Consider the following 20,883-nt stretch of genomic DNA (forward strand, 5'->3'; position numbering starts at 1 on the left):
CGACCCCCAAACGGCACAGAGGGAGCCCGGGGGGTCAGAAAGCGTGGGGGGCGGCCCCCCTCCCCCCCCCCCCCCCCCCCCCGCCCTTGTGCTGCGCGCGTTCACGGACGCGTGCACCGGTCGTCCGGGACCGGGCGCCTGCGCCCGTGGGGGACGACGCCGAGGGCCCGGGCCCACCGAGATCCTCCTCGGCGGCCCGGGCCCTCGGGCGCGGGGTTCTGGTGCGTTACGCCTTGCGCAGGCGGAACGTCAGGGACAGGCCCTCGTCCGTGAACGCGTCCCCGTAGGTGTCGTCCGCCCCGCCCCGGGCGAAGTCCGTGGCGAGGACCTCGTCGGCGATCAGGGCGGAGTGGTCGGTCAGGGCCGCGGCGGTCGCGGGGTCCTCGGCCGTCCAGCGCAGGGCGATGCGGTCGGCCACGTCGAGGCCGCTGTTCTTGCGGGCCTCCTGGATCAGCCGGATCGCGTCCCGGGCCAGGCCCGCGCGGCGCAGCTCCTCGGTGATCTCCAGGTCGAGGGCGACCGTGGCACCGGCGTCGGAGGCCACCGACCAGCCCTCGCGCGGGGTCTCCGTGATGATCACCTCGTCCGGGGCGAGGGTGACCGTCTCGCCGTCCACCTCGACCGAGGCGGTGCCCTCGCGCAGCGCCAGGGACAGCGCGGCGGCGTCCGCGTTCGCGATCGCCTTGGCCACGTCCTGGACGCGCTTGCCGAACCGCTTGCCCAGCGCGCGGAAGTTGGCCTTCGCCGTCGTGTCCACCAGCGAGCCGCCCACCTCGGACAGCGACGCCAGCGACTCGACGTTCAGCTCCTCGGTGATCTGGGCGCGCAGCTCCGCGCCGAGGGCGTCGAAGCCGCCGGCCGCGATCAGGGCCCGCCTCAGCGGCTGACGGGTCTTCACGCCCGACTCCGCGCGCGTGGCCCGTCCCAGCTCCACCAGGCGGCGCACCAGCACCATCTGCTTCGACAGCTCCGGGTCGATCGCGGTCGGGTCCGCCTCGGGCCAGGAGGACAGGTGCACCGACTCCGGCGCGCCCGGGGTGACCGGGACGATCAGGTCCTGCCAGACCCGCTCGGTGATGAACGGGGTGAGCGGGGCCATCAGCCGGGTGACCGTCTCCACGACCTCGTGCAGGGTGCGCAGCGCCGCCTTGTCGCCCTGCCAGAAGCGGCGCCGGGAGCGGCGGACGTACCAGTTGGACAGGTCGTCGACGAACGCGGACAGCAGCTTGCCGGCGCGCTGGGTGTCGTAGCCGTCCAGCGCCCGGGTCACCTGGTCGGTGAGCGCGTGCAGTTCGGACAGGAGCCAGCGGTCGAGGACCGGACGGTCGGCCGGGGCCGGGTCGGCCCCGCTCGGCGCCCAGTTCGCCGTGCGGGCGTACAGGGCCTGGAAGGCGACCGTGTTCCAGTACGTCAGCAGCGTCTTGCGGACGACCTCCTGGATGGTGCCGTGACCCACCCGGCGGGCCGCCCACGGGGAGCCGCCGGCCGCCATGAACCAGCGGACCGCGTCCGCGCCGTGCTGGTCCATGAGCGGGATCGGCTGCAGGATGTTGCCCAGGTGCTTGGACATCTTGCGGCCGTCCTCGGCGAGGATGTGGCCCAGGCACACGACGTTCTCGTAGGACGACCTGTCGAAGACCAGCGTGCCGATCGCCATCAGCGTGTAGAACCAGCCGCGGGTCTGGTCGATGGCCTCGGAGATGAACTGCGCCGGGTACCGGCTCTCGAACAGCTCCTTGTTCTTGTACGGGTAGCCCCACTGCGCGAACGGCATCGAGCCCGAGTCGTACCAGGCGTCGATGACCTCCGGCACGCGCGTGGCCGTCTGCCCGCAGCCGTCCTGCGGGCAGGCGAAGGTGACCTCGTCGATGTACGGGCGGTGCGGGTCGAGGCCCGACTGGTCGGTGCCGGTCAGCTCGGACAGCTCCGCGCGCGAGCCGACGACCGTGAGGTGGTCGTCCGCGCAGCGCCAGACGGGCAGGGGGGTGCCCCAGTAGCGGTTGCGGGACAGCGCCCAGTCGATGTTGTTGTCCAGCCAGTCGCCGTACCGGCCGTGCTTGACCGTGTCCGGGAACCAGTTGGTCCTCTCGTTCTCCGCCAGCAGACGGTCCTTGACGGCCGTGGTGCGGATGTACCACGACGGCTGCGCGTAGTAGAGCAGCGCGGTGTGGCAGCGCCAGCAGTGCGGGTAGCTGTGCTCGTACGGGACGTGCCGGAAGAGCAGGCCGCGCTCGTCGAGGTCCGCGGTCAGCTTCTCGTCGGCCTTCTTGAAGAAGACGCCGCCGACCAGGGGGACGTCCTCCTCGAAGGTGCCGTCCGGGCGGACCGGGTTGACGACGGGCAGGCCGTAGGAGCGGCAGACCCTCAGGTCGTCCTCGCCGAAGGCGGGGGACTGGTGGACCAGGCCCGTGCCGTCCCCGGTGGTGACGTACTCGGCGTTCACCACGTAGTGCGCGGGCTCGGGGAAACCGACCAGCTCGAAGGGGCGCCGGTACGTCCAGCGTTCCATCTCGGCGCCGGTGAAGGTCCGGCCGGTGGTCTCCCAGCCCTCGCCGAGGGCCCCCGCGACCAGAGGCTCGGCGACGACCAGCTTCTCCTCGCCGTTCGTCGCGACGACGTAGGTGACCTCGGGGTGCGCGGCGACCGCCGTGTTGGAGACCAGCGTCCAGGGGGTGGTCGTCCACACCAGGAGCGCGGCCTCGCCGGCCAGCGGGCCGGAGGTGAGCGGGAAGCGGACGTAGACGGACGGGTCGACGACCGTCTCGTAGCCCTGGGCCAGCTCGTGGTCGGACAGGCCGGTGCCGCAGCGCGGGCACCAGGGGGCGACCCGGTGGTCCTGGACCAGCAGCCCCTTGTTGAAGATCTCCTTCAGCGACCACCAGACGGAGTCGACGTACTCCGGGTCCATGGTCCGGTAGGCGTCGTCGAGGTCGACCCAGTAGCCCATGCGGGTCGTCAGCTCGGCGAAGGCGTCGGTGTGGCGGGTCACCGACTCGCGGCACCGGGCGTTGAACTCGGCGATGCCGTACGCCTCGATGTCCTGCTTGCCGGAGAAGCCGAGCTCCTTCTCCACGGCCAGCTCCACCGGGAGGCCGTGGCAGTCCCAGCCGGCCTTGCGGGCCACGTGGTAGCCGCGCATGGTGCGGAAGCGGGGGAAGACGTCCTTGAAGACGCGCGCCTCGATGTGGTGGGCGCCCGGCATGCCGTTGGCGGTGGGCGGGCCCTCGTAGAACACCCACTCGGGGCGGCCCTCGGACTGCTCCAGGCTCTTGGCGAAGATCTTCTGCTCGCGCCAGAAGTCGAGCACCGCGTGCTCGAGGGCGGGCAGGTCGATCTGGGCGGGTACCTGGCGGTACGTCGGCGTTGTCATCAGCGAGCTTCCTCCGGCGGATCTGCTGCCTTCCGTCCGGAGGGACGAGAGCTGTGTCGATGCCTGCGCCGCCTTGGCGCGCTCCCGCGGTACCACCCTCCTTGGCCCCCCGGTGCCTCGTGTGCGCCGGTGAGCCCCCTCATTCGGGTCGCGATGCCGGTTCTACTCACCGCCGCCGTCGGGCTGCGGCTTTCTTCCGGCGGCTCCGGGGTGATCTTCACGTCGCGCTCGCCCCCGGGCTCACACCGTCCCCGGGTCGCTCTGGGCTGCCTACGCCGCTACTCGTCCCCATCTCCGCTTTTCGCTCCGCCCAGTGTACGGCGCGGTGAGCAGGGCGGCCGACCGGTTTTCCCGCGGCCGGGGAGGGGGCGGGGAGCGGACCGGGAAGGGGAACGGCGCACGCGGTCGGTACCACCTGACGTGCCCCGGTGTGACCCGAATGGAGTGGTATGCGTGTTCGGGTCCCGGGACGCCGTTCCCGGCGGCATACCCGGCGGGGAGCTGGGCACAACGCATGCAGGCTCGCCGCGCGGCGTCCGCGGGGCGAGGCGATCGGGCGGTGCGCCCCGTTGCCGCGGGACTCGAGTCGATTTATCGTCCCATAACGATTTGTGCACAAGATCACAATATGTAAAGGGGCCGCGGTCATGGTGGTGAAGAAGACCGCCGTACAGCAGGCGGCGTCCGGCCGGCCCGGGCGCGCCGGCGGTGGCGCGCCCCGTGCGGAGGTCTCCGGCGGTGCGGCCGGGAGCGTGGACGGGAAGGACGGGAAGAGGAGCCCCCGGCCGGCGGCGGAGCCCGCGCGGCGGGCGCGGGGAGGCCCCGGGGCCGGCTCGGGGGACACGCGGCACCCGCAGGAGGCGCCGGCTGCCGGGGGCGGGACCGCGCGGACCGGGAAGGAGCCGTCCGGAAGGACCGCGGGGAAGAGGACCGTGAAGAGGCAGGCGGCCGGGAAGGACCCCGCCGGGGGGCCGGTGGGGAAGGACGCGTCCCGGACCGCCGCGGCGGGGGAGAAGGGGACCGGAAGGGCCGCGGGGAAGAAGGCGGCGGGGAAGCGGACGGCCGGAAGGGAGCCCGTCGGGGACGCGGCGACGGCGGAGGGCGCCGCCGGGACCGCACCGGCGGCCGCGGGGAGGACGCCCGCGGGGAAGGGCGGGGCGGGCAGGGTGACGACGGGGAAGGGCGCGGCCGGGAAGGCACCGGCCGGGAAGGCGCAGGACCGGAGGCCGGCGCCGGGGAAGGGCGCGGCCGGGACCGCGCCGGAGGAGGGGGCCGCGGCCGGGGAGGGGACCGCGCGGAGGACCGGAGCGGGCGGCGCCCGCGGCGGGGCCGGCCGGAAGGCCGCCGCCCGCGGGACGGGGGGCACGGGGGGAAAGGGCGAGGGCGCCACCAGGAACAGCGGGGGAACACAGGACACGGCCGGGCGCGGCACGGCCACTGACGCGGGTGCGGCCGAGGCCGCGACGCAGACGGGAGCGACGACGGTGGGTGCGAAGAAGACCCCTGGCACGGCCACGGCGGCGAAGACCGCCGTGCCCAAGGCGCGGATCGCCGCGGTGGAGCCGGGCGACCTGGCGGTGCGGCCGGGGGAGGACCCCTGGGCGCCGGAAGAGGTCGAGGAGGCGCGGGCCGGGCTGACGGCCGAGGTGGTGCGGCTGCGCGACGAGATCAGCTCGTCGGAGCGGTCGCTGGCCGGTCTCATGCGGGACTCCGGCGACGGCGCGGGCGACGACGACGCCGACACCGGCACCAAGAACATCACGCGCGAGCACGAGCTGGCGCTCGCGGCCAACGCGCGCGAGATGCTCACCCAGTCCGAGCGGGCCCTGCAGCGTCTGGACGCCGGTACCTACGGCCTGTGCGAGAACTGCGGCAACCCCATCGGGAAGGCCCGCATGCAGGCCTTTCCCCGGGCCACCCTGTGCGTCGAGTGCAAGCAGAAGCAGGAGCGCCGCTCCTGACCACCGCCGTACGCCGCCTGGGCGCGGGGGCCGTGCGGGGCGTGCCGTACCCTCGTCCTCAGTCAGGCACCTAGGTCGAGGGACTCACGTGGCAGAGGCGGAGCGCATCATCGGTACGCCGGACACCCCGGGCGCGGGCCGGGACGGGCGGGAGCGGGACGGCGCCCCCGCGGACGGCGCCCCCGCCGGTGCCCGGGAGGGCGGCGCCCCCGACGGCACGCCCGGCCCCTCCGGCGCCGAGGGGGCGGCGGGGACCGGGCGGCCCCGCGGCAGGCGGCGCGTCGCCGTGCTGTTCGCCGTCGCCGCCTTCGCCTACGCCCTCGACCTGATCAGCAAGATGATCGTGGTCGCCGAACTGGAGCACCACGAGCCCGTCGAGATCATCGGGGACTGGCTGAGGTTCGAGGCGATCCGCAACGCGGGTGCGGCCTTCGGCTTCGGCGAGGCCTTCACCGTGATCTTCACGGTGATCGCGGCGGCCGTGATCGTCGTGATCGTCCGCCTCGCCCGCAAGCTCTACAGCCTGCCCTGGGCGATCGCGCTCGGCCTGCTGCTCGGCGGCGCCCTCGGCAACCTCACCGACCGGATCTTCCGCTCCCCGGGCGTCTTCCAGGGCGCGGTCGTCGACTTCATCGCGCCCAAGGGCTTCGCCGTGTTCAACCTGGCCGACTCGGCCATCGTGTGCGGCGGCGTCCTGATCGTGCTGCTGTCGTTCCGGGGGCTCGACCCCGACGGGACCGTCCACAAGGACTGAGAGCTGAACGCGCGTACGGGGCCGCCGGCCCCGTCCGGCATACTCGACGGGTGAGCACGATTCCCGAGATCCGCACCCTGCCCGTGCCCGACGGCCTGGAGGGCGAGCGCGTCGACGCCGCCATCTCCCGCATGTTCGGCTTCTCCCGCACCAAGGCGGCCGAGCTCGCCGCCGCGGGGAAGGTCACGGTCGACGGGTCGGTGGTCGGCAAGTCCGAGCGGGTCAGCGGCGGCGCCTGGCTCGAGGTGGAGATGCCGCAGGCGCCCGCGCCGGTGCGGGTCGTCGCCGAGCCGGTGGAGGGCATGGAGATCGTCCACGACGACGACGACGTGGTCGTGATCGCCAAGCCGGTCGGGGTCGCCGCCCACCCCTCGCCGGGCTGGACCGGTCCGACCGTGATCGGCGGCCTCGCCGCCGCCGGGTACCGCGTCTCGACCTCCGGCGCCGCCGAGCGCCAGGGCATCGTGCACCGCCTCGACGTCGGCACCTCCGGTCTGATGGTGGTCGCCAAGTCCGAGCACGCGTACACCTCGCTGAAGCGCCAGTTCAAGGAGCGCACGGTCGACAAGCGCTACCACACGCTCGTCCAGGGCCACCCCGACCCCACCAGCGGCACCATCGACGCCCCCATCGGCCGCCACCCGAACCACGACTACAAGTGGGCGGTCACCGCCGACGGCAAGCCCTCCGTCACGCACTACGACCTCATCGAGGCCTTCCGCGCCGCCTCCCTCCTCGACGTCAAGCTGGAGACCGGCCGCACCCACCAGATCCGCGTCCACATGGCCGCCCACCGGCACCCCTGCGTCGGCGACCTGACCTACGGCGCCGACCCCACGCTCGCCAAGCGGCTCCGCCTCACCCGCCAGTGGCTGCACGCGGTGCGCCTCGGCTTCGAGCACCCCGGGGACGGCCGGTGGGTGGAGTACTCCAGCGACTACCCGGAGGACCTGCGCAGGGCGCTGGACCAGGTCCGGGAGGAGACGTACGCATGACCCCCCCGACCCCCTCCTACGTGGTCCGGGAAGCGGTGCAGCCCGCCGACCGGGAGGCCTGCTTCGCGGTGCGCAAGGAGGTCTTCGTCGCCGAGCAGGGCGTCCCCGAGGACATCGAGTACGACGCGTACGACGCCGGCGCCGTGCACGTGCTGGCGGTCCGGGAGGACGGCGTGCCGCTCGGCACCGGACGGCTGCTGCACGGCGGGGCCGCCGCGGCGAAGAACGGCGGCGACCCGGAGGTCGGGTCCCTCGGGCGGCTCGCGGTGACCCGGGAGGCCCGCGGGCTCGGGGTCGGGGCGGCACTGGTGCGGGCCGTCGAGGAAGCGGCCCGCGCCCGCGGCCTCACCGCCGTCGACCTGCACGCGCAGACCCACGCCCTGGGTTTTTACGAACGGCTGGGGTACACGGCGTACGGGCCCGAGTTCCCGGACGCGGGGATACCGCACCGGGCCATGCGGCGCGCGCTGTAACCGGAACCGTCACCGGCCCGGGTGCGGGCGGCGGCATGGCAGGCTGGGAGCCCGCCGACCGATCGTCGACCTCCCGGGAGCACCGACCGTGGATCAGTTGGCCCTGCTGTTCGTCCTGTTGCTCGGGACCGTGGTGAGCGTTCCGGTCGGGGAACGGCTGGGGCTGCCGGCACCGGTGCTGATGACGGTCTTCGGGATCGTCCTGGCGCTGCTGGAGTTCGTCCCGAACGTCGACGTCCCGCCGGAACTGATCCTGCCGCTGCTGCTGCCGCCCCTGCTCTACGCCGCCGTGCGCCGGACCTCCTGGCGCCAGTTCGCGGCGAACGTCAGACCGATCCTCCTGCTGGCCGTGGCGCTGGTGTTCGTCACCACCCTGTGCGTGGCCGTCGTCGCCCACGCGATCGTGCCGGGGCTGCCGCTGGCCGCCGCCGTCGCCCTCGGCGCCCTGGTCGCCCCGCCCGACCCGGTCGCGGCGACCGCCGTCGCCGGGAAGCTGGGGCTGCCGCGCCGGCTGGTGTCGATCCTGGAGGGCGAAGGGCTGTTCAACGACGTGACGGCCATCGTCCTGTACCACGTGGCGATCGCCGCCGCCGTCAGCGGCACCTTCTCGCCCTGGCGGGCCGGTCTCGACCTGGTGCTGTCGGCCGTGGTGGCGGTCGCGGTCGGACTCGCGCTCGGCTGGGGCACCGACAAGCTGATGAACCTGCTCGGCGACCCGACCCTGCGGGTCGCCCTGACCCTGCTGGTGCCGTTCGCCGCCTACGTCCTGGCCGAGGAGCTGCACGGCTCGGGCGTGCTCGGGGTGCTCACCACCGCGCTGTTCCTGGTGGAGTACGCCACCGACGCCGACGACGTCATGGCCCGGCTCGCCGGGCACACCTTCTGGGACATCGTGGACACGCTCGTCACCGGCGTCGCGTTCGGGCTGGTCGGCCTCGAACTGCACAACGCGGTCGCGACCGCGGCCGGGCACTGGGGCGAGCTGCTCACCTGGGCGGCGGCGGTCGTGGGCGTGGTCGTCCTGGTCCGGCTGGCGTGGCTGCTGCCGGCGACCTGGCTGACGAAGCGGCTGCACACCGCCCGGGACGTCGGCGAGGAGATCCCGGTGAGCTGGCGCGAGACCGTGGTGATGTGGTGGTCGGGGATGCGCGGGGTGGCCTCCGTCGCCCTGGCCCTCGCCATCCCGCTGGAGACCGACGCCGGGGACCCCTTCCCCGCCCGGGGCGAGATCGTCTTCATCGCGTTCGGCGTGGTGCTGGCGACGCTGCTGGTGCAGGGGCTGACCCTGACGCGGCTGGTGAACCGGCTGGGGGTGCGGGGCGACACCGAGCGCGAGAAGGAGTTCGAGCGCCGGCTGGCGGTGCGGGCGGCGAAGGCGGCGAAACGGCGGCTGCGGGAGATCGAGGAGGTCGAGGACCTGCCGGAGGAGCTGTCCGAGCAGATGCTGCGCCGGTCGTTCGACATCGGGGTGCGGATCAGCCCGGAGATGGCCGAGGACGAGCGGCGGGAGGCGTACCGGCAGCGGGCACGGCGGCTGAAGCGGATGCGGCGGATCGAGGGGGAGATGCTGAGCGCCGCGCGGCACGAGGTGCTGGCGGCGCGGAGCGAGGCGGGGGCGGACCCGGAGGTGGTGGACCGGGTGCTGCGCCATCTGGACGTGCGGAGCCTGAGGTGAGCGCCCGCGGGGGCCTCCCGCCGGCGCGCCGCCTGCTCCCGTCGGTGGAGAAGCGGGCGCCCCGCGCCGGGTCGCCGCCGGCGGCGGTGTTCTGTCCGTAGGGTCGGGGCATGACTCGGAACGTTGTGATCAGTGGGGGCGGTACGGGAATCGGGCTGGCCACCGCGCGTGTCTTCGCCGCCGACGGGGACCGCGTGCTGCTGCTCGGGCGACGCGGGGACGTGCTGGAGCGGGCCGCGGTGCCGGGGGCGCTGACGTACGCCGCCGACCTGACCGACCCCGAGGCCGTGCGGGGCGTCGCCCGCTTCGTGGGGCGGGAGTTCGGGGCCGTGGACGTCCTCGTGCACAGCGCCGGGGGCAACGGGCTCCTCGAGCCCCCGGCCGGCGGCGGCGACGACCCGCTCGACGCCCTCGCCCGCCACTGGACGGTCAACTTCCGGCTCAACCTGCTGACCGCCGTCCTGCTCACCGAGGCCCTGCGGGAACGGCTCGCCGAACCCGGCGGGCGGGTGCTGTTCCTCAGCTCCATCGCCGCGTACCGGGGGTCCGGGCAGGTGGCGTACGCGGCGGCCAAGGCGGGGCTGCACCCCTACGCCCACGACCTCGCCCGGAAGATGGGCCCGCACGGCATCACCGTGAACGTGGTGGCGCCCGGCTACATCGAGGACACCGCCTTCTTCGGCGACGGCCTCGACGAGGAGCGGCGGGCCCGGCTGATCGCCGAGACGTCCGACCGGCGGGCCGGGACGCCCGGGGACGTCGCCGCGACCCTGCACTGGCTCGCCTCCCCGGGCGCCGGGCACATCACCTCGCAGATCATCCAGGTCAACGGCGGCGCCGAACGCGGTCACTGAAGGGCGGTCACCGCTCCCCCGGGTGACTGTGCACCCCGCGGGCCGCCGGGACGCGGCCGACGGAGCGGTGGCCGTCGGGACGCGGCGGCAGGGCCGCGTCCGCCGTGTTGACCCGGGGCAGGGCGTACGGGTGCTTCTCGGTCAGCCAGCGGATCATCTGCTCGCGGACCGTGACCCGCACCGTCCATATATCGTCCGCGTCCTTGGCGGTGACCAGGGCCCGCACCTCCATGGTGCTGGGCGTGGTGTCCGTCACGGTCAGGTTGTAGGCGCGGCCGTCCCAGGCCGGGCACTCCCGCAGGATGTCGCGGAGCCTCTCGCGCATCGCCTCGAGGGGGGCCGAGTGGTCGAGGTGCCAGAAGACGGTGCCGGTCATCTGCGGCGTGCCGCGCGACCAGTTCTCGAACGGCTTGGACGTGAAGTACGACACCGGCATGGTGATCCGGCGCTCGTCCCAGGTGCGGACGGTCAGGAAGGTCAGCGTGATCTCCTCCACCGTGCCCCACTCGCCCTCCACCACCACCGTGTCCCCGATGCGCACCATGTCGCCGAAGGCGATCTGCAGCCCGGCGAACATGTTGCCCAGCGTGGACTGGGCGGCGACACCGGCGACGATGCCGAGGATGCCGGCCGAGGCCAGCAGCGAGGCCCCGGCCGCCCGCATCGCCGGGAAGGTCAGCAGCATCGAGGCCGCCGCCACCACCGTGACGATCGCCGACACCACCCGCCGGATCAGCGTCACCTGGGTGCGCACCCGGCGGACCCGTGCCGGATCGCGGTGGTAGCGGGCGTTGGCGTACCGCGTGTAGGTGGTCTCGACGACCGCGGCCGCGATCCGGATCACCAGCCAGGCGGCCGACCCGATCAGCACCAGGGTCAGCAGCCGGCCGATGCCGGTCCGGTGGTCGGGGAACACCTGGGCCTCGACGTAGGACCCTCTCAGCAGGGCCGCGCACAGCACCAGCTGGTACGGGACGCGGGCGCGGCGGAGCAGCCCCCACAGCGGTGTCTCGTGGCGGCGTTCGTCGGCCTTGCGCAGCAGCAGGTCGGTGGCCCAGCCGAGCAGCAGCGTGAGCGCGACCGAGCCACCGACCACGATCAGCGGGCGGAGCACGTCATCCATGCCCTCGAACCTAACCGGCCCGGGGCGGGCACGAACATGTGACTTCCGCCCCCTCGCGGGTAGTGCCTCGATCCGGCGCGGTCACACCGGGCTGGCACCATGGGCCCATGGACATCATGCTCTTCCACTCGACCCACGGGCTCGGACCCGCGGTGCACCGGGCCGCCGACCGGCTGCGCGCGGCCGGACACCGGGTGTTCACGCCCGACCTCTTCGAGGGCCGTACGTTCGACACGGTCGAGGAGGGCATGGCGCACCAGGAGGAGACCGGCAAGGACGAGCTGCTGAAGCGGGCCGTGCTGGCCGCCGCGCCCCACTCGGAGCGGGGGCTGGTGTACGCCGGGTTCTCCTTCGGCGCCTCCGTCGCCCAGACGCTGGCCCTCGGCGACGACAAGGCCCGCGGGCTGCTGCTCCTGCACGGCACGTCCGACATCGCGCCGAACGCCTCGGTGGACGAGCTGCCGGTGCAGCTGCACGTCGCCGAGCCGGACCCGTTCGAGACCGACGACTGGCTCAGCGCCTGGTACCTGCGGATGCGCCGGGCGGGGGCCGACGTCGAGGTGTACCGGTACGCCGGGGCCGGCCACCTCTACACCGACCCCGACCTGCCGGACTGGGACGAGGAGGCCGCCGAGGCCACCTGGCGGGTGGCGCTCGGCTTCCTCGGCTCGCTGGAGGACTGATCTCCCGGCGGGAGCGGCGTCAGACCGGTTCGTGGACGCGCTCCACCTTCTGGGTGCCGTTGCGCGTGCGGTAGGAGCGCACCCAGGCGGACGTGGCGGCCGGGTCCGTGCGGTCGGACAGGACGTAGTAGTCCATCTGCGCCCGCTCGGCGGTGATGTCCAGGACGCCGTAGCCGTGGCGGTCGGTGTCCACCCAGTGGACGTGCCGGTTGGCGGCCCGGATCAGCGGCGCGGCGACCGCGGAGACGGTGCCCTCGGGGGCCTTGACGATGTCGTCGAGGTTGTCGGAGGTGACCGAGGTGACCACGAACTCCGTGGCGGCCGAGGGCGACAGCGGGTAGGTGCCGGCGTCGACCGGCACGTCGTTGGCCCACGCCATGTGGATGTCCCCGGTGAGGAAGACCGTGTTGCGGACGGCGTTCGCGCGCAGGTGGGCGAGGAGTTCGCGGCGGTCGTCGGTGTAGCCGTCCCACTGGTCGGTGTTGAGCGCCAGGCCCTCCTGCGGCAGGCCGAGCAGTCGGGCGAGCGGCTTCAGCAGGCTCGCCGGCAGGGAGCCGATCGCGAACGGCGAGATCATCACCGAGGTGCCGACCAGCCGCCAGGTGGTGTCGGACGCCGTCAGCCCCGCCTTCAGCCAGTCCAGTTGGGCGCGGCCGGTGAGCGTGCGGTCCGGGTCGTCGACCCCGCCGTCGCCGAGCGGGACCTGCTGGGAGCGGAAGGAGCGCAGGTCCAGCAGGGAGAGGTCGGCGAGCCTGCCGAAGCGCAGCCGGCGGTAGGTGGTGCCGGCGAGCGCGGGACGCACCGGCATCCACTCGAAGTAGGCCTGCTGGGCGGCGGCCCGGCGCGCGGCCCAGGTGCCCTCGGCGCCCTCGGTGTGGTTCTCGGCGCCGCCCGACCAGGCGTCGTTGGCGAACTCGTGGTCGTCCCAGATCGCGACGACCGGCGCCCGGTGGTGCAGGGCCTGCAGGTCGGGGTCGGTCTTGTACGTCGCGTGCCGCAGGCGGTAGTCGGCGAGGGTGACGATCTCGTGGGCGGGCGCGTGCGGGCGCACCGTCCTGCCGCGGGCGCCGTACTCGCCGGTGCCGTACTCGTAGAGGTAGTCGCCCAGGTGCAGCCAGGCGTCCAGGTCGCCCCGGGCCGCGAGGTGGCGGTACGCGGAGAAGCGGCCGGCCTCCCAGTTGGAGCAGGAGACCACGCCGAAGCGCAGTCCGGTCACGGCGGCGTCGGCGGCCGGGGCGGTGCGGGTGCGGGCGACGGGGGAGTCGGTGCCCCCGGCGGAGAAGCGGAACCAGTAGTCGGTGGCCGGCCGCAGGCCGCGGATGTCCGCCTTGACGGTGTGGTCGGAGGCGGCGGTGGCGAGCACCGTGCCCCGGGCGACGACGTCGGTGAACGCCTTGTCCCGGGCGACGGTCCAGCTCACCTCGGTGTCCGGGCCGAGCCCGGAGCCGGGTATCGCCTCCGGCACCGGGGTCACGCGGGTCCACAGCAGGACGCCGTCCGGCAGCGGGTCGCCGGAGGCCACGCCGTGCAGGAAGGCGGGGGCCTGCGCCGCCGCCCGGGCGGGCAGGGACGCGGCGAGCGGTCCGGCCAGCACCGCGGTGGCGGCGGCCGCCTTGACGACCGTACGGCGGCGCGGGGGGAGCGGGGCGGGGGCGCAGGGGTCCGCGGGGGCGGGGGCGGCGCTCTCGGATGATCTGTGTCGACTGGTCACAGCCGATCAGGTTACTGACAGGTACACGCGAGAGCGGGCGAACTCGCCAAAGTTCGCCCGCTCTTCAACGCCCGGCCGGCCGGCCGGTGTTCAGGCCTTGAGGGCCTTGTCGATCGCCGTCTTGAACTCCTCCGCCGTCATGGGGGTGTTCTGGCCGTCGGAACCGGTGACCTTCTTGCCGTCCATCTTCAGGGTCGGCGTGCCCCGCACGTCGCTCTTGTCGAAGGTCTCGGACATCTCCAGCGCCCACCGGTCGTAGGTGCCGTCCTCGACGTCCTTCTGGAACTCCTTGTTGTTCTTCAGGGCGTCGACCGAGTTCGCGACCTCGATCAGGTACGCGTCGTCCTTGAACTTGTCCTCGCTCTCCTGGGGGTGGAACTCGGCCGAGTAGAGCGCGGACTTGTAGGCGAGGAACGCCTCGGGCCCGACGTTCAGCGCGGCACCCAGGGCACTCAGGGCGTTCTTGGAGCCCTCGCCGGTCAGGCCGTTGTCGAGGAACGTGGCGCCGATGAAACGGATCTTGTACTTGCCGTCCTCGACGTCCTTCTCGATCGTCTCGCCGACGTTCTGCTCGAACGTGGCGCAGACCGGGCAGCGCGGGTCCTCGTAGAGCTCCAGGGTCTTCTTCGCCCCGGGCTTGCCGATGACGACGGTCGTGCCGTTCTCGCCGCTGCTGTTGGCCGGCTTGACGAGCTCGGCGTCCTTCGCGGCCTCCCAGTGACCGGGCTTGTTGGCCTGGACGACCGCGTAGCCGATGCCGCCGGCCGCGGCCAGGACGCCCACGACCGAACAGGCGACGATGACCTGCCGCTTGACCTTGGCCCTCTTGGCCTGGCGCTCGCGCTCCGCGCGCAGGCGCTCCCGGGCCGCCGTCTTCGCCGCCTGGCTGTTCCGCTTGCTCATGGTGATGTTCTCCACGGGGGACGTACACGATCGTGCGTGTACGGGATACGGATGGGGGACCGCTCGTGTTCGGGGGCGCCGCCGGTGCCGGGGCGGGGGACCGCCTCAGGCGAGGGCGGCGGAGCACGGCGGTCCGCGCCGTCCCAGGGAGTGCACGAGGAGCCGGGTCCGGGCCGTGGCGGCCTCGCGGACCGGCGGGACGGGCCGGCGGACCTCCGGGGCCGGGCGGCCCGCGGCCGCCGCGACCGCGAACATCAGCGGCCGGACCGCCGTCGAGGCGGTGGCCGCCACCGCGCCGAGCAGCTGGGCCAGCGCCCGCTCGCCGCGGCGCAGCCAGGCGGCGGCGAACAGGCCGACGCCGATGTGCGCGCCGAGCAGCAGCCAGGCGGTGGCCGGGCCGGAGTGGGCGAGCAGGACCGCCAGCCGGTCGCCGCCCTCGGCGGCGGTGCCGGTCACCCGGGCGAGCGGGGCGCCCACACTGGTGCCGTCGCCGCACAGCACGTCGAAGCCGACGGAGCGCAGCGGACCCGCCACGGGCCCGCCCATCCGGCCGTAGCAGACGTGCTGGCCGGTGGTGAAGACGGTGTCGGCGGCCAGCTCCAGCGGGATCAGCAGGGCGGCGATCCGCCCGAAGGAGCGCTCCCGCCCCGCCAGGGCGTACGCCAGGAGGAACACGGCGGCGGCGATCGCGGTCACCGTGTTCAGCGGCAGCGGGGCCCCGGACAGCAGCACGTGCGACGCGGCGCTGAGGGTCACGGTCACTGCCGTGAACAGCGCCGCGCGGACGGCTCTGAGCGGGGTTCCGGATATGTCCATGGCGGAGGAAAGTCTGTCACGTGTTCCGGTAAGGGGTCCCTAAAGGGTCCCGGCGGGCGGGGGGAGGGTCACAGTCCGGGGATCCTGCCGTTGCGGAACAGGTCCAGGAAGATCTGGTGGTCGCGGCGCGCGCGTGCGCCGTAGTCGTGCGCGAAGTCGACCAGCAGCGGCGCGAGGCCCTCCTCGTCGGCCGCGATCACCGCGTCGATGGCCCGCTCGGTGGAGAACGGCACCAGGGACTCGCCGGAGGTGTCGTCCGCCGCCGCGTGCATCGCGGCCGTGGCCCGGCCGAGGTCGGCGACCACCTGGGCGATCTCCTCGGGGTCGTCGATGTCGCTCCAGTCCAGGTCCACGGCGTACGGCGAGACCTCGGCGACCAGCTGGCCCGCGCCGTCCAGCTCGGTCCAGCCCAGCCACGGGTCGGCGTGCGCCTGGAGGGCGCGCTGGGAGATCACCGTGCGGTGGCCCTCGTGGAGGAAGTAGTCGCGGATGGCCCGGTCGGGGATGTGCCGGGAGACGGCCGGCGTCTGGGCCTGCTTGACGTAGATCACGACGTCGTTCTCCAGGGCGTCGCTGTGGCCCTCCAGGAGGATGTTGTACGACGGCAGCCCGGCCGACCCGATGCCGATGCCGCGGCGGCCCACGACGTCCTTCACGCGGTAGGAGTCCGGGCGGGCCAGGGAGGAGTCCGGCAGCGTCTCCAGGTAGCCGTCGAAGGCGGCGAGCACCTTGTAGCGGGTGGCGGCGTCCAGCTCGACCGCGCCGCCGCCGGGGGCGAAGCGGCGTTCGAAGTCGCGGATCTCGGTCATCGACTCCAGCAGTCCGAACCGGGTCAGGGAGCGGGCGTCGCGCAGCGCGTCCAGCAGCGGCCCCTGGGCGGTGTCCAGCGTGAACGGCGGCACCTCGTCGTCCTTCGCGCCCGTGGCCAGCGCGCGGATCCGCTCGCGGTAGGCGCCCGCGTAGATCCGCACCAGTTCGGTGATCTGCTCGTCACTGAGCGCCTTCGCGTAGCCGATCAGCGCCATGGAGGCCGCGAAGCGCTTGAGGTCCCAGGTGAAGGGGCCGACGTAGGCCTCGTCGAAGTCGTTGACGTTGAACACCAGGCGGCCGTTGGAGTCCATGTAGGTGCCGAAGTTCTCCGCGTGCAGGTCGCCGTGGATCCACACCCGGGAGGTCCGGTCGTCCAGGTACGGGCCGCTGCACGTCCCCCCACCGCCCCGACCGGCGTCCTCCGCGTCCAGGTCGTGGTAGAAGAGGCACGCCGTCCCCCGGTAGAAGGCGAACGCCGAGGCCGCCATCTTCCGGAACTTCACGCGGAACGCGGCCGGGTCGGCGGCCAGGAGCTCACCGAAGGCGGTGTCGAGGACGGCGAGGATCTCCTCACCGCGGTGCTCGTCGTCGAGCTGCGGGACCGACATCGCTGGGTGCCTCCTGGTGCGGGACGTCTCGGGACGGCTGGCCCGTCCCCCGGCTAACGTGCAAGGGGGCGCGGGAGTGCCCGCGCCTCGTCCGAAGGTACGCCGGGACGTCCTCGAGGTGTCAGTGCCGGGGCATAGACTTCGACGCTGTCCACCGGACTGTCCGCAGCCCGTCGCCGATAGTTCTCCTTGGAGGCCGCACCGTGTCGAAGCCGCCGTTCACGCACCTGCACGTCCACACCCAGTACTCGCTGCTGGACGGTGCCGCGCGGCTGAAGGACATGTTCGACGCCTGCAACGAGATGGGCATGACGCACATCGCCATGTCCGACCACGGCAACCTGCACGGGGCGTACGACTTCTTCCACTCCGCGCAGAAGGCCGGGGTCACCCCGATCATCGGGATCGAGGCGTACGTCGCCCCCGAGTCGCGGCGCAACAAGCGCAAGATCCTCTGGGGCCAGCCGCACCAGAAGCGGGACGACGTCTCCGGCTCGGGCGGTTACACGCACAAGACCATGTGGGCGGTGAACAGCACCGGCCTGCACAACCTCTTCCGCCTCTCCTCCGACGCCTACGCCGAGGGCTGGCTGCAGAAGTGGCCCCGGATGGACAAGGAGACCATCGCCAAGTGGTCGGAGGGCATCGTCGCCTCCACCGGCTGCCCCTCGGGCGAGGTGCAGACGCGGCTGCGCCTCGGCCACTTCGACGAGGCCCTCAAGGCGGCCGCCGACTACCAGGACATCTTCGGCAAGGACCGCTACTTCCTGGAGCTGATGGACCACGGCATCGACATCGAGCACCGGGTCCGCGACGGCCTGCTGGAGATCGGGCGGAAGCTCGGCATCCCGCCCCTGGTCACCAACGACTCGCACTACACGTACGCGCACGAGGCGACCGCGCACGACGCGCTGCTGTGCATCCAGACCGGCAAGAACCTCTCCGACCCCGACCGCTTCAAGTTCGACGGCACCGGCTACTACCTCAAGTCCACCGAGGAGATGTACGCCATCGACTCCTCGGACGCCTGGCAGCAGGGCTGCGACAACACCCGGCTGATCGCCGAGATGGTCGACACCACGGGCATGTTCGAGAAGCGCGACCTGATGCCGAAGTTCGACATCCCGGAGGGGTACACCGAGGTCAGCTGGTTCCGCGAGGAGGTCATGCGGGGCATGCACCGCCGCTTCCCCGGCGGCATCCCGGACGACCGCATGAAGCAGGTCGAGTACGAGATGGACACCATCATCTCGATGGGCTTCCCCGGGTACTTCCTCGTGGTCGCCGACTTCATCATGTGGGCCAAGAAGCAGGGCATCGCGGTCGGCCCCGGCCGGGGGTCCGCGGCCGGCTCGATCGTCGCCTACGCCCTCGGCATCACCGACCTCGACCCGATCCCGCACGGCCTGATCTTCGAGCGGTTCCTCAACCCCGAGCGCATCTCGATGCCCGACGTCGACATCGACTTCGACGAGCGCCGGCGCGTCGAGGTGATCCGGTACGTGACGGAGAAGTACGGCGCCGACAAGGTCGCCATGATCGGCACCTACGGCACCATCAAGGCCAAGAACGCGATCAAGGACTCCGCGCGCGTGCTGGGCTACCCGTACGCGATGGGCGACCGCATCACCAAGGCCATGCCCGCCGACGTCCTCGGCAAGGGCATCCCGCTGTCCGGCATCACCGACCCCAGCCACCCCCGCTACTCGGAGGCGGGCGAGGTCCGGGCGATGTACGAGAACGAACCGGACGTGAAGAAGGTCATCGACACCGCCAAGGGCGTCGAGGGCCTGGTGCGGCAGATGGGCGTGCACGCGGCCGGCGTGATCATGTCCAGCGAGACCATCACCGACCACGTCCCGGTCTGGGTCAGGCACACCGACGGCGTCACCATCACGCAGTGGGACTACCCGAGCTGCGAGTCGCTCGGCCTGCTGAAGATGGACTTCCTGGGCCTGCGCAACCTGACCATCATGGACGACGCCGTCAAGATGGTGAAGGCCAACAAGGGGATCGACATCGACCTGTTGAGCCTCCCGCTCGACGACCCCACGACCTTCGAGCTCCTCCAGCGCGGCGACACCCTCGGCGTGTTCCAGTTCGACGGCGGCCCGATGCGCTCCCTGCTCCGGCTGATGAAGCCGGACAACTTCGAGGACATCTCCGCCGTCTCCGCCCTGTACCGGCCGGGCCCGATGGGCATGAACTCGCACACCAACTACGCCCTGCGCAAGAACGGCCAGCAGGAGATCACGCCCATCCACCCCGAGCTGGAGGAGCCGCTCAAGGAGGTCCTGGACGTCACCTACGGCCTGATCGTCTACCAGGAGCAGGTGCAGAAGGCCGCCCAGATCATCGCCGGCTACTCGCTCGGCGAGGCCGACATCCTCCGCCGCGTGATGGGCAAGAAGAAGCCGGAGGAGCTGGAGAAGAACTTCGTCATCTTCCAGGCCGGCGCCCGCAAGAACGGCTACAGCGACGAGGCCATCCAGGCGCTGTGGGACGTGCTGGTGCCCTTCGCCGGCTACGCCTTCAACAAGGCGCACTCCGCCGCGTACGGACTGGTGTCGTACTGGACCGCCTACCTCAAGGCGAACCACCCCGCCGAGTACATGGCGGCGCTGCTCACCTCGGTCAAGGACGACAAGGACAAGTCGGCCGTCTACCTCAACGAGTGCCGCCGCATGGGCATCAGGGTCCTCCCGCCCAACGTCAACGAGTCCGAGGCCAACTTCGCCGCGCAGGGCGACGACGTGATCCTCTTCGGCCTGTCGGCGGTGCGCAACGTCGGCACCAACGTCGTCGAGTCGATCATCAAGTGCCGCAAGGCCAAGGGGAAGTACACGTCCTTCCCGGACTACCTCGACAAGGTCGACGCGGTCGTCTGCAACAAGCGCACCACGGAGTCGCTGATCAAGGCGGGCGCCTTCGACTCCATGGGCCACACCCGCAAGGGCCTCACCGCCCAGTACGAGCCGATGATCGACAACGTGGTCGCGGTGAAGCGCAAGGAGGCCGAGGGGCAGTTCGACCTCTTCGGCGGCATGGGCGAGGAGGAGGCCGGCGAGCCCGGCTTCGGTCTCGACGTGCAGTTCACCGACGAGGAGTGGGACAAGACCTACCTGCTCGCCCAGGAGCGGGAGATGCTCGGTCTCTACGTCTCCGACCACCCGCTGTTCGGCCTGGAGCACGTGCTGTCCGACAAGGCCGACGCGGGCATCTCCCAGCTCACCGGCGGCGACTTCGGCGACGGCGCGGTGGTCACCATCGGCGGCATCATCTCGGGCCTGCAGCGCAAGATGACCAAGCAGGGCAACGCCTGGGCGATCGCCACGGTGGAGGACCTCGCGGGCTCCATCGAGTGCATGTTCTTCCCGGCGACCTACCAGCTGGTGTCGACGCAACTGGTCGAGGACGCCGTGGTGTTCGTCAAGGGCCGCCTCGACAAGCGGGAGGACGTGCCGCGCCTGGTGGCGATGGAGCTGATGGTCCCCGACCTGTCCACCGCGGGCGCCAACGCGCCCGTCGTCCTCACCATCCCGGCGACGCGCGTGACCCCGCCGATGGTCAGCCGGCTCGGCGAGATCCTCACCCACCACAAGGGCGACAGCGAGGTCCGCATCAAACTGCAGGGGCCGACGAAGACGACGGTGCTGCGCCTGGACCGGCACCGGGTCAAGCCGGACCCGGCCCTCTTCGGCGACCTGAAGGTCCTGCTCGGGCCCTCCTGCCTGGCGGGCTGAGCGAGCGGCCGCGCGCACCGGACGCGTGGAAGGGGCGCACCCGGCGGCGACGGCGGGTGCGCCCCTCTTCACACGCGTGCGGATCTCAACGATCCTTCACGGGGAGGTCAGTTGTGGCCGAAGCGCTTCTGCCGGCCCTTGCCCCGGCCGGCCTCGCCGGGCACGGCCTCCGTGGTGCGCTGCTCGTCCGGCGTCTCCATCGCGGCCGACTGCGGCGCCCGTCGGGCGCGCTCGGCCTGCGGCTGCTTACGGTCACGGTTCTTGTTCTTGGCCATGGTGATGCCTCCTGTGGGGGATCTAGGGGCCAGGGCCGCCTTCAGATTCACACAGCCCGACCACGATCGCATGCCGGACAATCACCGTGCGTGACCGAGGTGGTCGGGGTGGAAGGCGGGAAAACGCCA

The 20,883-nt window shown here is 72.4% G+C and carries 15 protein-coding genes; 8 read left to right on the top strand and 7 right to left on the bottom strand.

The window, feature by feature from the left end; translation table 11 throughout:
* Positions 1-226 precede the first annotated feature (226 nt).
* Complete coding sequence (gene ileS / locus ACZ56B_RS07455; protein ID WP_468787264.1) at positions 227-3,370, bottom strand: isoleucine--tRNA ligase; 3,144 nt, start codon at positions 3,368-3,370, stop codon at positions 227-229.
* A 1,484-nt stretch (positions 3,371-4,854) separates the two neighbouring features.
* Between ileS and ACZ56B_RS07460 the strand changes: the two genes are divergently transcribed.
* From ACZ56B_RS07460 to ACZ56B_RS07485, 6 genes are all read left to right on the top strand, one after another.
* Complete coding sequence (locus ACZ56B_RS07460) at positions 4,855-5,331, top strand: TraR/DksA family transcriptional regulator (protein ID WP_468787266.1); 477 nt, start codon at positions 4,855-4,857, stop codon at positions 5,329-5,331.
* 88 nt (positions 5,332-5,419) lie between these two features.
* Positions 5,420-6,085, top strand: coding sequence for a signal peptidase II (gene lspA / locus ACZ56B_RS07465; RefSeq protein WP_468787268.1), 666 nt, complete (start codon positions 5,420-5,422; stop codon positions 6,083-6,085).
* A 50-nt stretch (positions 6,086-6,135) separates the two neighbouring features.
* Positions 6,136-7,080, top strand: coding sequence for an RluA family pseudouridine synthase (locus ACZ56B_RS07470; protein ID WP_468787270.1), 945 nt, complete (start codon positions 6,136-6,138; stop codon positions 7,078-7,080).
* Positions 7,077-7,553, top strand: coding sequence for a GNAT family N-acetyltransferase (locus ACZ56B_RS07475; RefSeq protein ID WP_468787272.1), 477 nt, complete (start codon positions 7,077-7,079; stop codon positions 7,551-7,553). Before ACZ56B_RS07470 ends, ACZ56B_RS07475 begins: the two co-directional genes overlap by 4 nt.
* 88 nt (positions 7,554-7,641) lie before the next feature.
* Positions 7,642-9,228, top strand: a complete 1,587-nt coding sequence (locus ACZ56B_RS07480) for a Na+/H+ antiporter (RefSeq protein WP_468787274.1) — start codon at positions 7,642-7,644, stop codon at positions 9,226-9,228.
* 110 nt (positions 9,229-9,338) lie between these two features.
* Positions 9,339-10,082: an SDR family NAD(P)-dependent oxidoreductase gene (locus tag ACZ56B_RS07485; protein WP_468787276.1), complete on the top strand. Its 744-nt coding sequence runs from the start codon at positions 9,339-9,341 to the stop codon at positions 10,080-10,082.
* 7 nt (positions 10,083-10,089) lie between these two features.
* Here the strand turns inward: ACZ56B_RS07485 and ACZ56B_RS07490 are convergent, their stop codons facing one another.
* Entirely contained in the window at positions 10,090-11,205 is a 1,116-nt protein-coding gene (locus tag ACZ56B_RS07490; protein ID WP_468787278.1) for a mechanosensitive ion channel family protein, read from the bottom strand.
* A gap of 107 nt (positions 11,206-11,312) precedes the next feature.
* Between ACZ56B_RS07490 and ACZ56B_RS07495 the strand changes: the two genes are divergently transcribed.
* Positions 11,313-11,888: a dienelactone hydrolase family protein gene (locus ACZ56B_RS07495; RefSeq protein ID WP_468787280.1), complete on the top strand. Its 576-nt coding sequence runs from the start codon at positions 11,313-11,315 to the stop codon at positions 11,886-11,888.
* Between the two features lie 19 nt (positions 11,889-11,907).
* Here ACZ56B_RS07495 and ACZ56B_RS07500 read toward each other — a convergent pair whose 3' ends face one another.
* The 4 genes from ACZ56B_RS07500 to ACZ56B_RS07515 all read right to left on the bottom strand — a co-directional run bounded on the left by ACZ56B_RS07500 (position 11,908) and on the right by ACZ56B_RS07515 (position 16,736).
* Entirely contained in the window at positions 11,908-13,599 is a 1,692-nt protein-coding gene (locus tag ACZ56B_RS07500; RefSeq protein ID WP_468787282.1) for an alkaline phosphatase D family protein, read from the bottom strand.
* Between the two features lie 90 nt (positions 13,600-13,689).
* Positions 13,690-14,502: a DsbA family protein gene (locus ACZ56B_RS07505; RefSeq protein WP_468787284.1), complete on the bottom strand. Its 813-nt coding sequence runs from the start codon at positions 14,500-14,502 to the stop codon at positions 13,690-13,692.
* Positions 14,503-14,607: 105 nt separating this feature from the next.
* Positions 14,608-15,318: a hypothetical protein gene (locus tag ACZ56B_RS07510; RefSeq protein ID WP_468787286.1), complete on the bottom strand. Its 711-nt coding sequence runs from the start codon at positions 15,316-15,318 to the stop codon at positions 14,608-14,610.
* Between the two features lie 68 nt (positions 15,319-15,386).
* Complete coding sequence (locus ACZ56B_RS07515; RefSeq protein ID WP_468787288.1) at positions 15,387-16,736, bottom strand: DUF2252 domain-containing protein; 1,350 nt, start codon at positions 16,734-16,736, stop codon at positions 15,387-15,389.
* Between the two features lie 203 nt (positions 16,737-16,939).
* Here ACZ56B_RS07515 and dnaE point away from each other — a divergent pair, with 203 nt between their 5' ends.
* The gene (dnaE, locus tag ACZ56B_RS07520; RefSeq protein WP_468787290.1) at positions 16,940-20,479 is read left to right on the top strand and encodes a DNA polymerase III subunit alpha; all 3,540 of its coding nucleotides are present in this window, start codon (positions 16,940-16,942) and stop codon (positions 20,477-20,479) included.
* A 107-nt stretch (positions 20,480-20,586) separates the two neighbouring features.
* On the opposite strand, the gene ACZ56B_RS07525 is transcribed toward dnaE, so the two are convergent.
* Complete coding sequence (locus ACZ56B_RS07525; RefSeq protein WP_468787292.1) at positions 20,587-20,754, bottom strand: hypothetical protein; 168 nt, start codon at positions 20,752-20,754, stop codon at positions 20,587-20,589.
* Positions 20,755-20,883 lie beyond the last annotated feature (129 nt).

The sequence above is a fragment of the Streptomyces sp. NPDC034670 genome, assembly GCF_055574875.1.

Bases quoted from the DNA above. Each gene is read 5' to 3' on its own strand.
- ileS (WP_468787264.1), bottom strand. From the start codon at position 3,370: ATGACAACGCCGACGTACCGCCAGGTACCCGCCCAGATCGACCTGCCC.
- ACZ56B_RS07475 (WP_468787272.1), top strand. From the start codon at position 7,077: ATGACCCCCCCGACCCCCTCCTACGTGGTCCGGGAAGCGGTGCAGCCC.
- ACZ56B_RS07485 (WP_468787276.1), top strand. From the start codon at position 9,339: ATGACTCGGAACGTTGTGATCAGTGGGGGCGGTACGGGAATCGGGCTG.
- ACZ56B_RS07490 (WP_468787278.1), bottom strand. From the start codon at position 11,205: ATGGATGACGTGCTCCGCCCGCTGATCGTGGTCGGTGGCTCGGTCGCG.
- ACZ56B_RS07495 (WP_468787280.1), top strand. From the start codon at position 11,313: ATGGACATCATGCTCTTCCACTCGACCCACGGGCTCGGACCCGCGGTG.
- ACZ56B_RS07505 (WP_468787284.1), bottom strand. From the start codon at position 14,502: ATGAGCAAGCGGAACAGCCAGGCGGCGAAGACGGCGGCCCGGGAGCGC.
- ACZ56B_RS07510 (WP_468787286.1), bottom strand. From the start codon at position 15,318: ATGGACATATCCGGAACCCCGCTCAGAGCCGTCCGCGCGGCGCTGTTC.
- ACZ56B_RS07515 (WP_468787288.1), bottom strand. From the start codon at position 16,736: ATGTCGGTCCCGCAGCTCGACGACGAGCACCGCGGTGAGGAGATCCTC.
- ACZ56B_RS07525 (WP_468787292.1), bottom strand. From the start codon at position 20,754: ATGGCCAAGAACAAGAACCGTGACCGTAAGCAGCCGCAGGCCGAGCGC.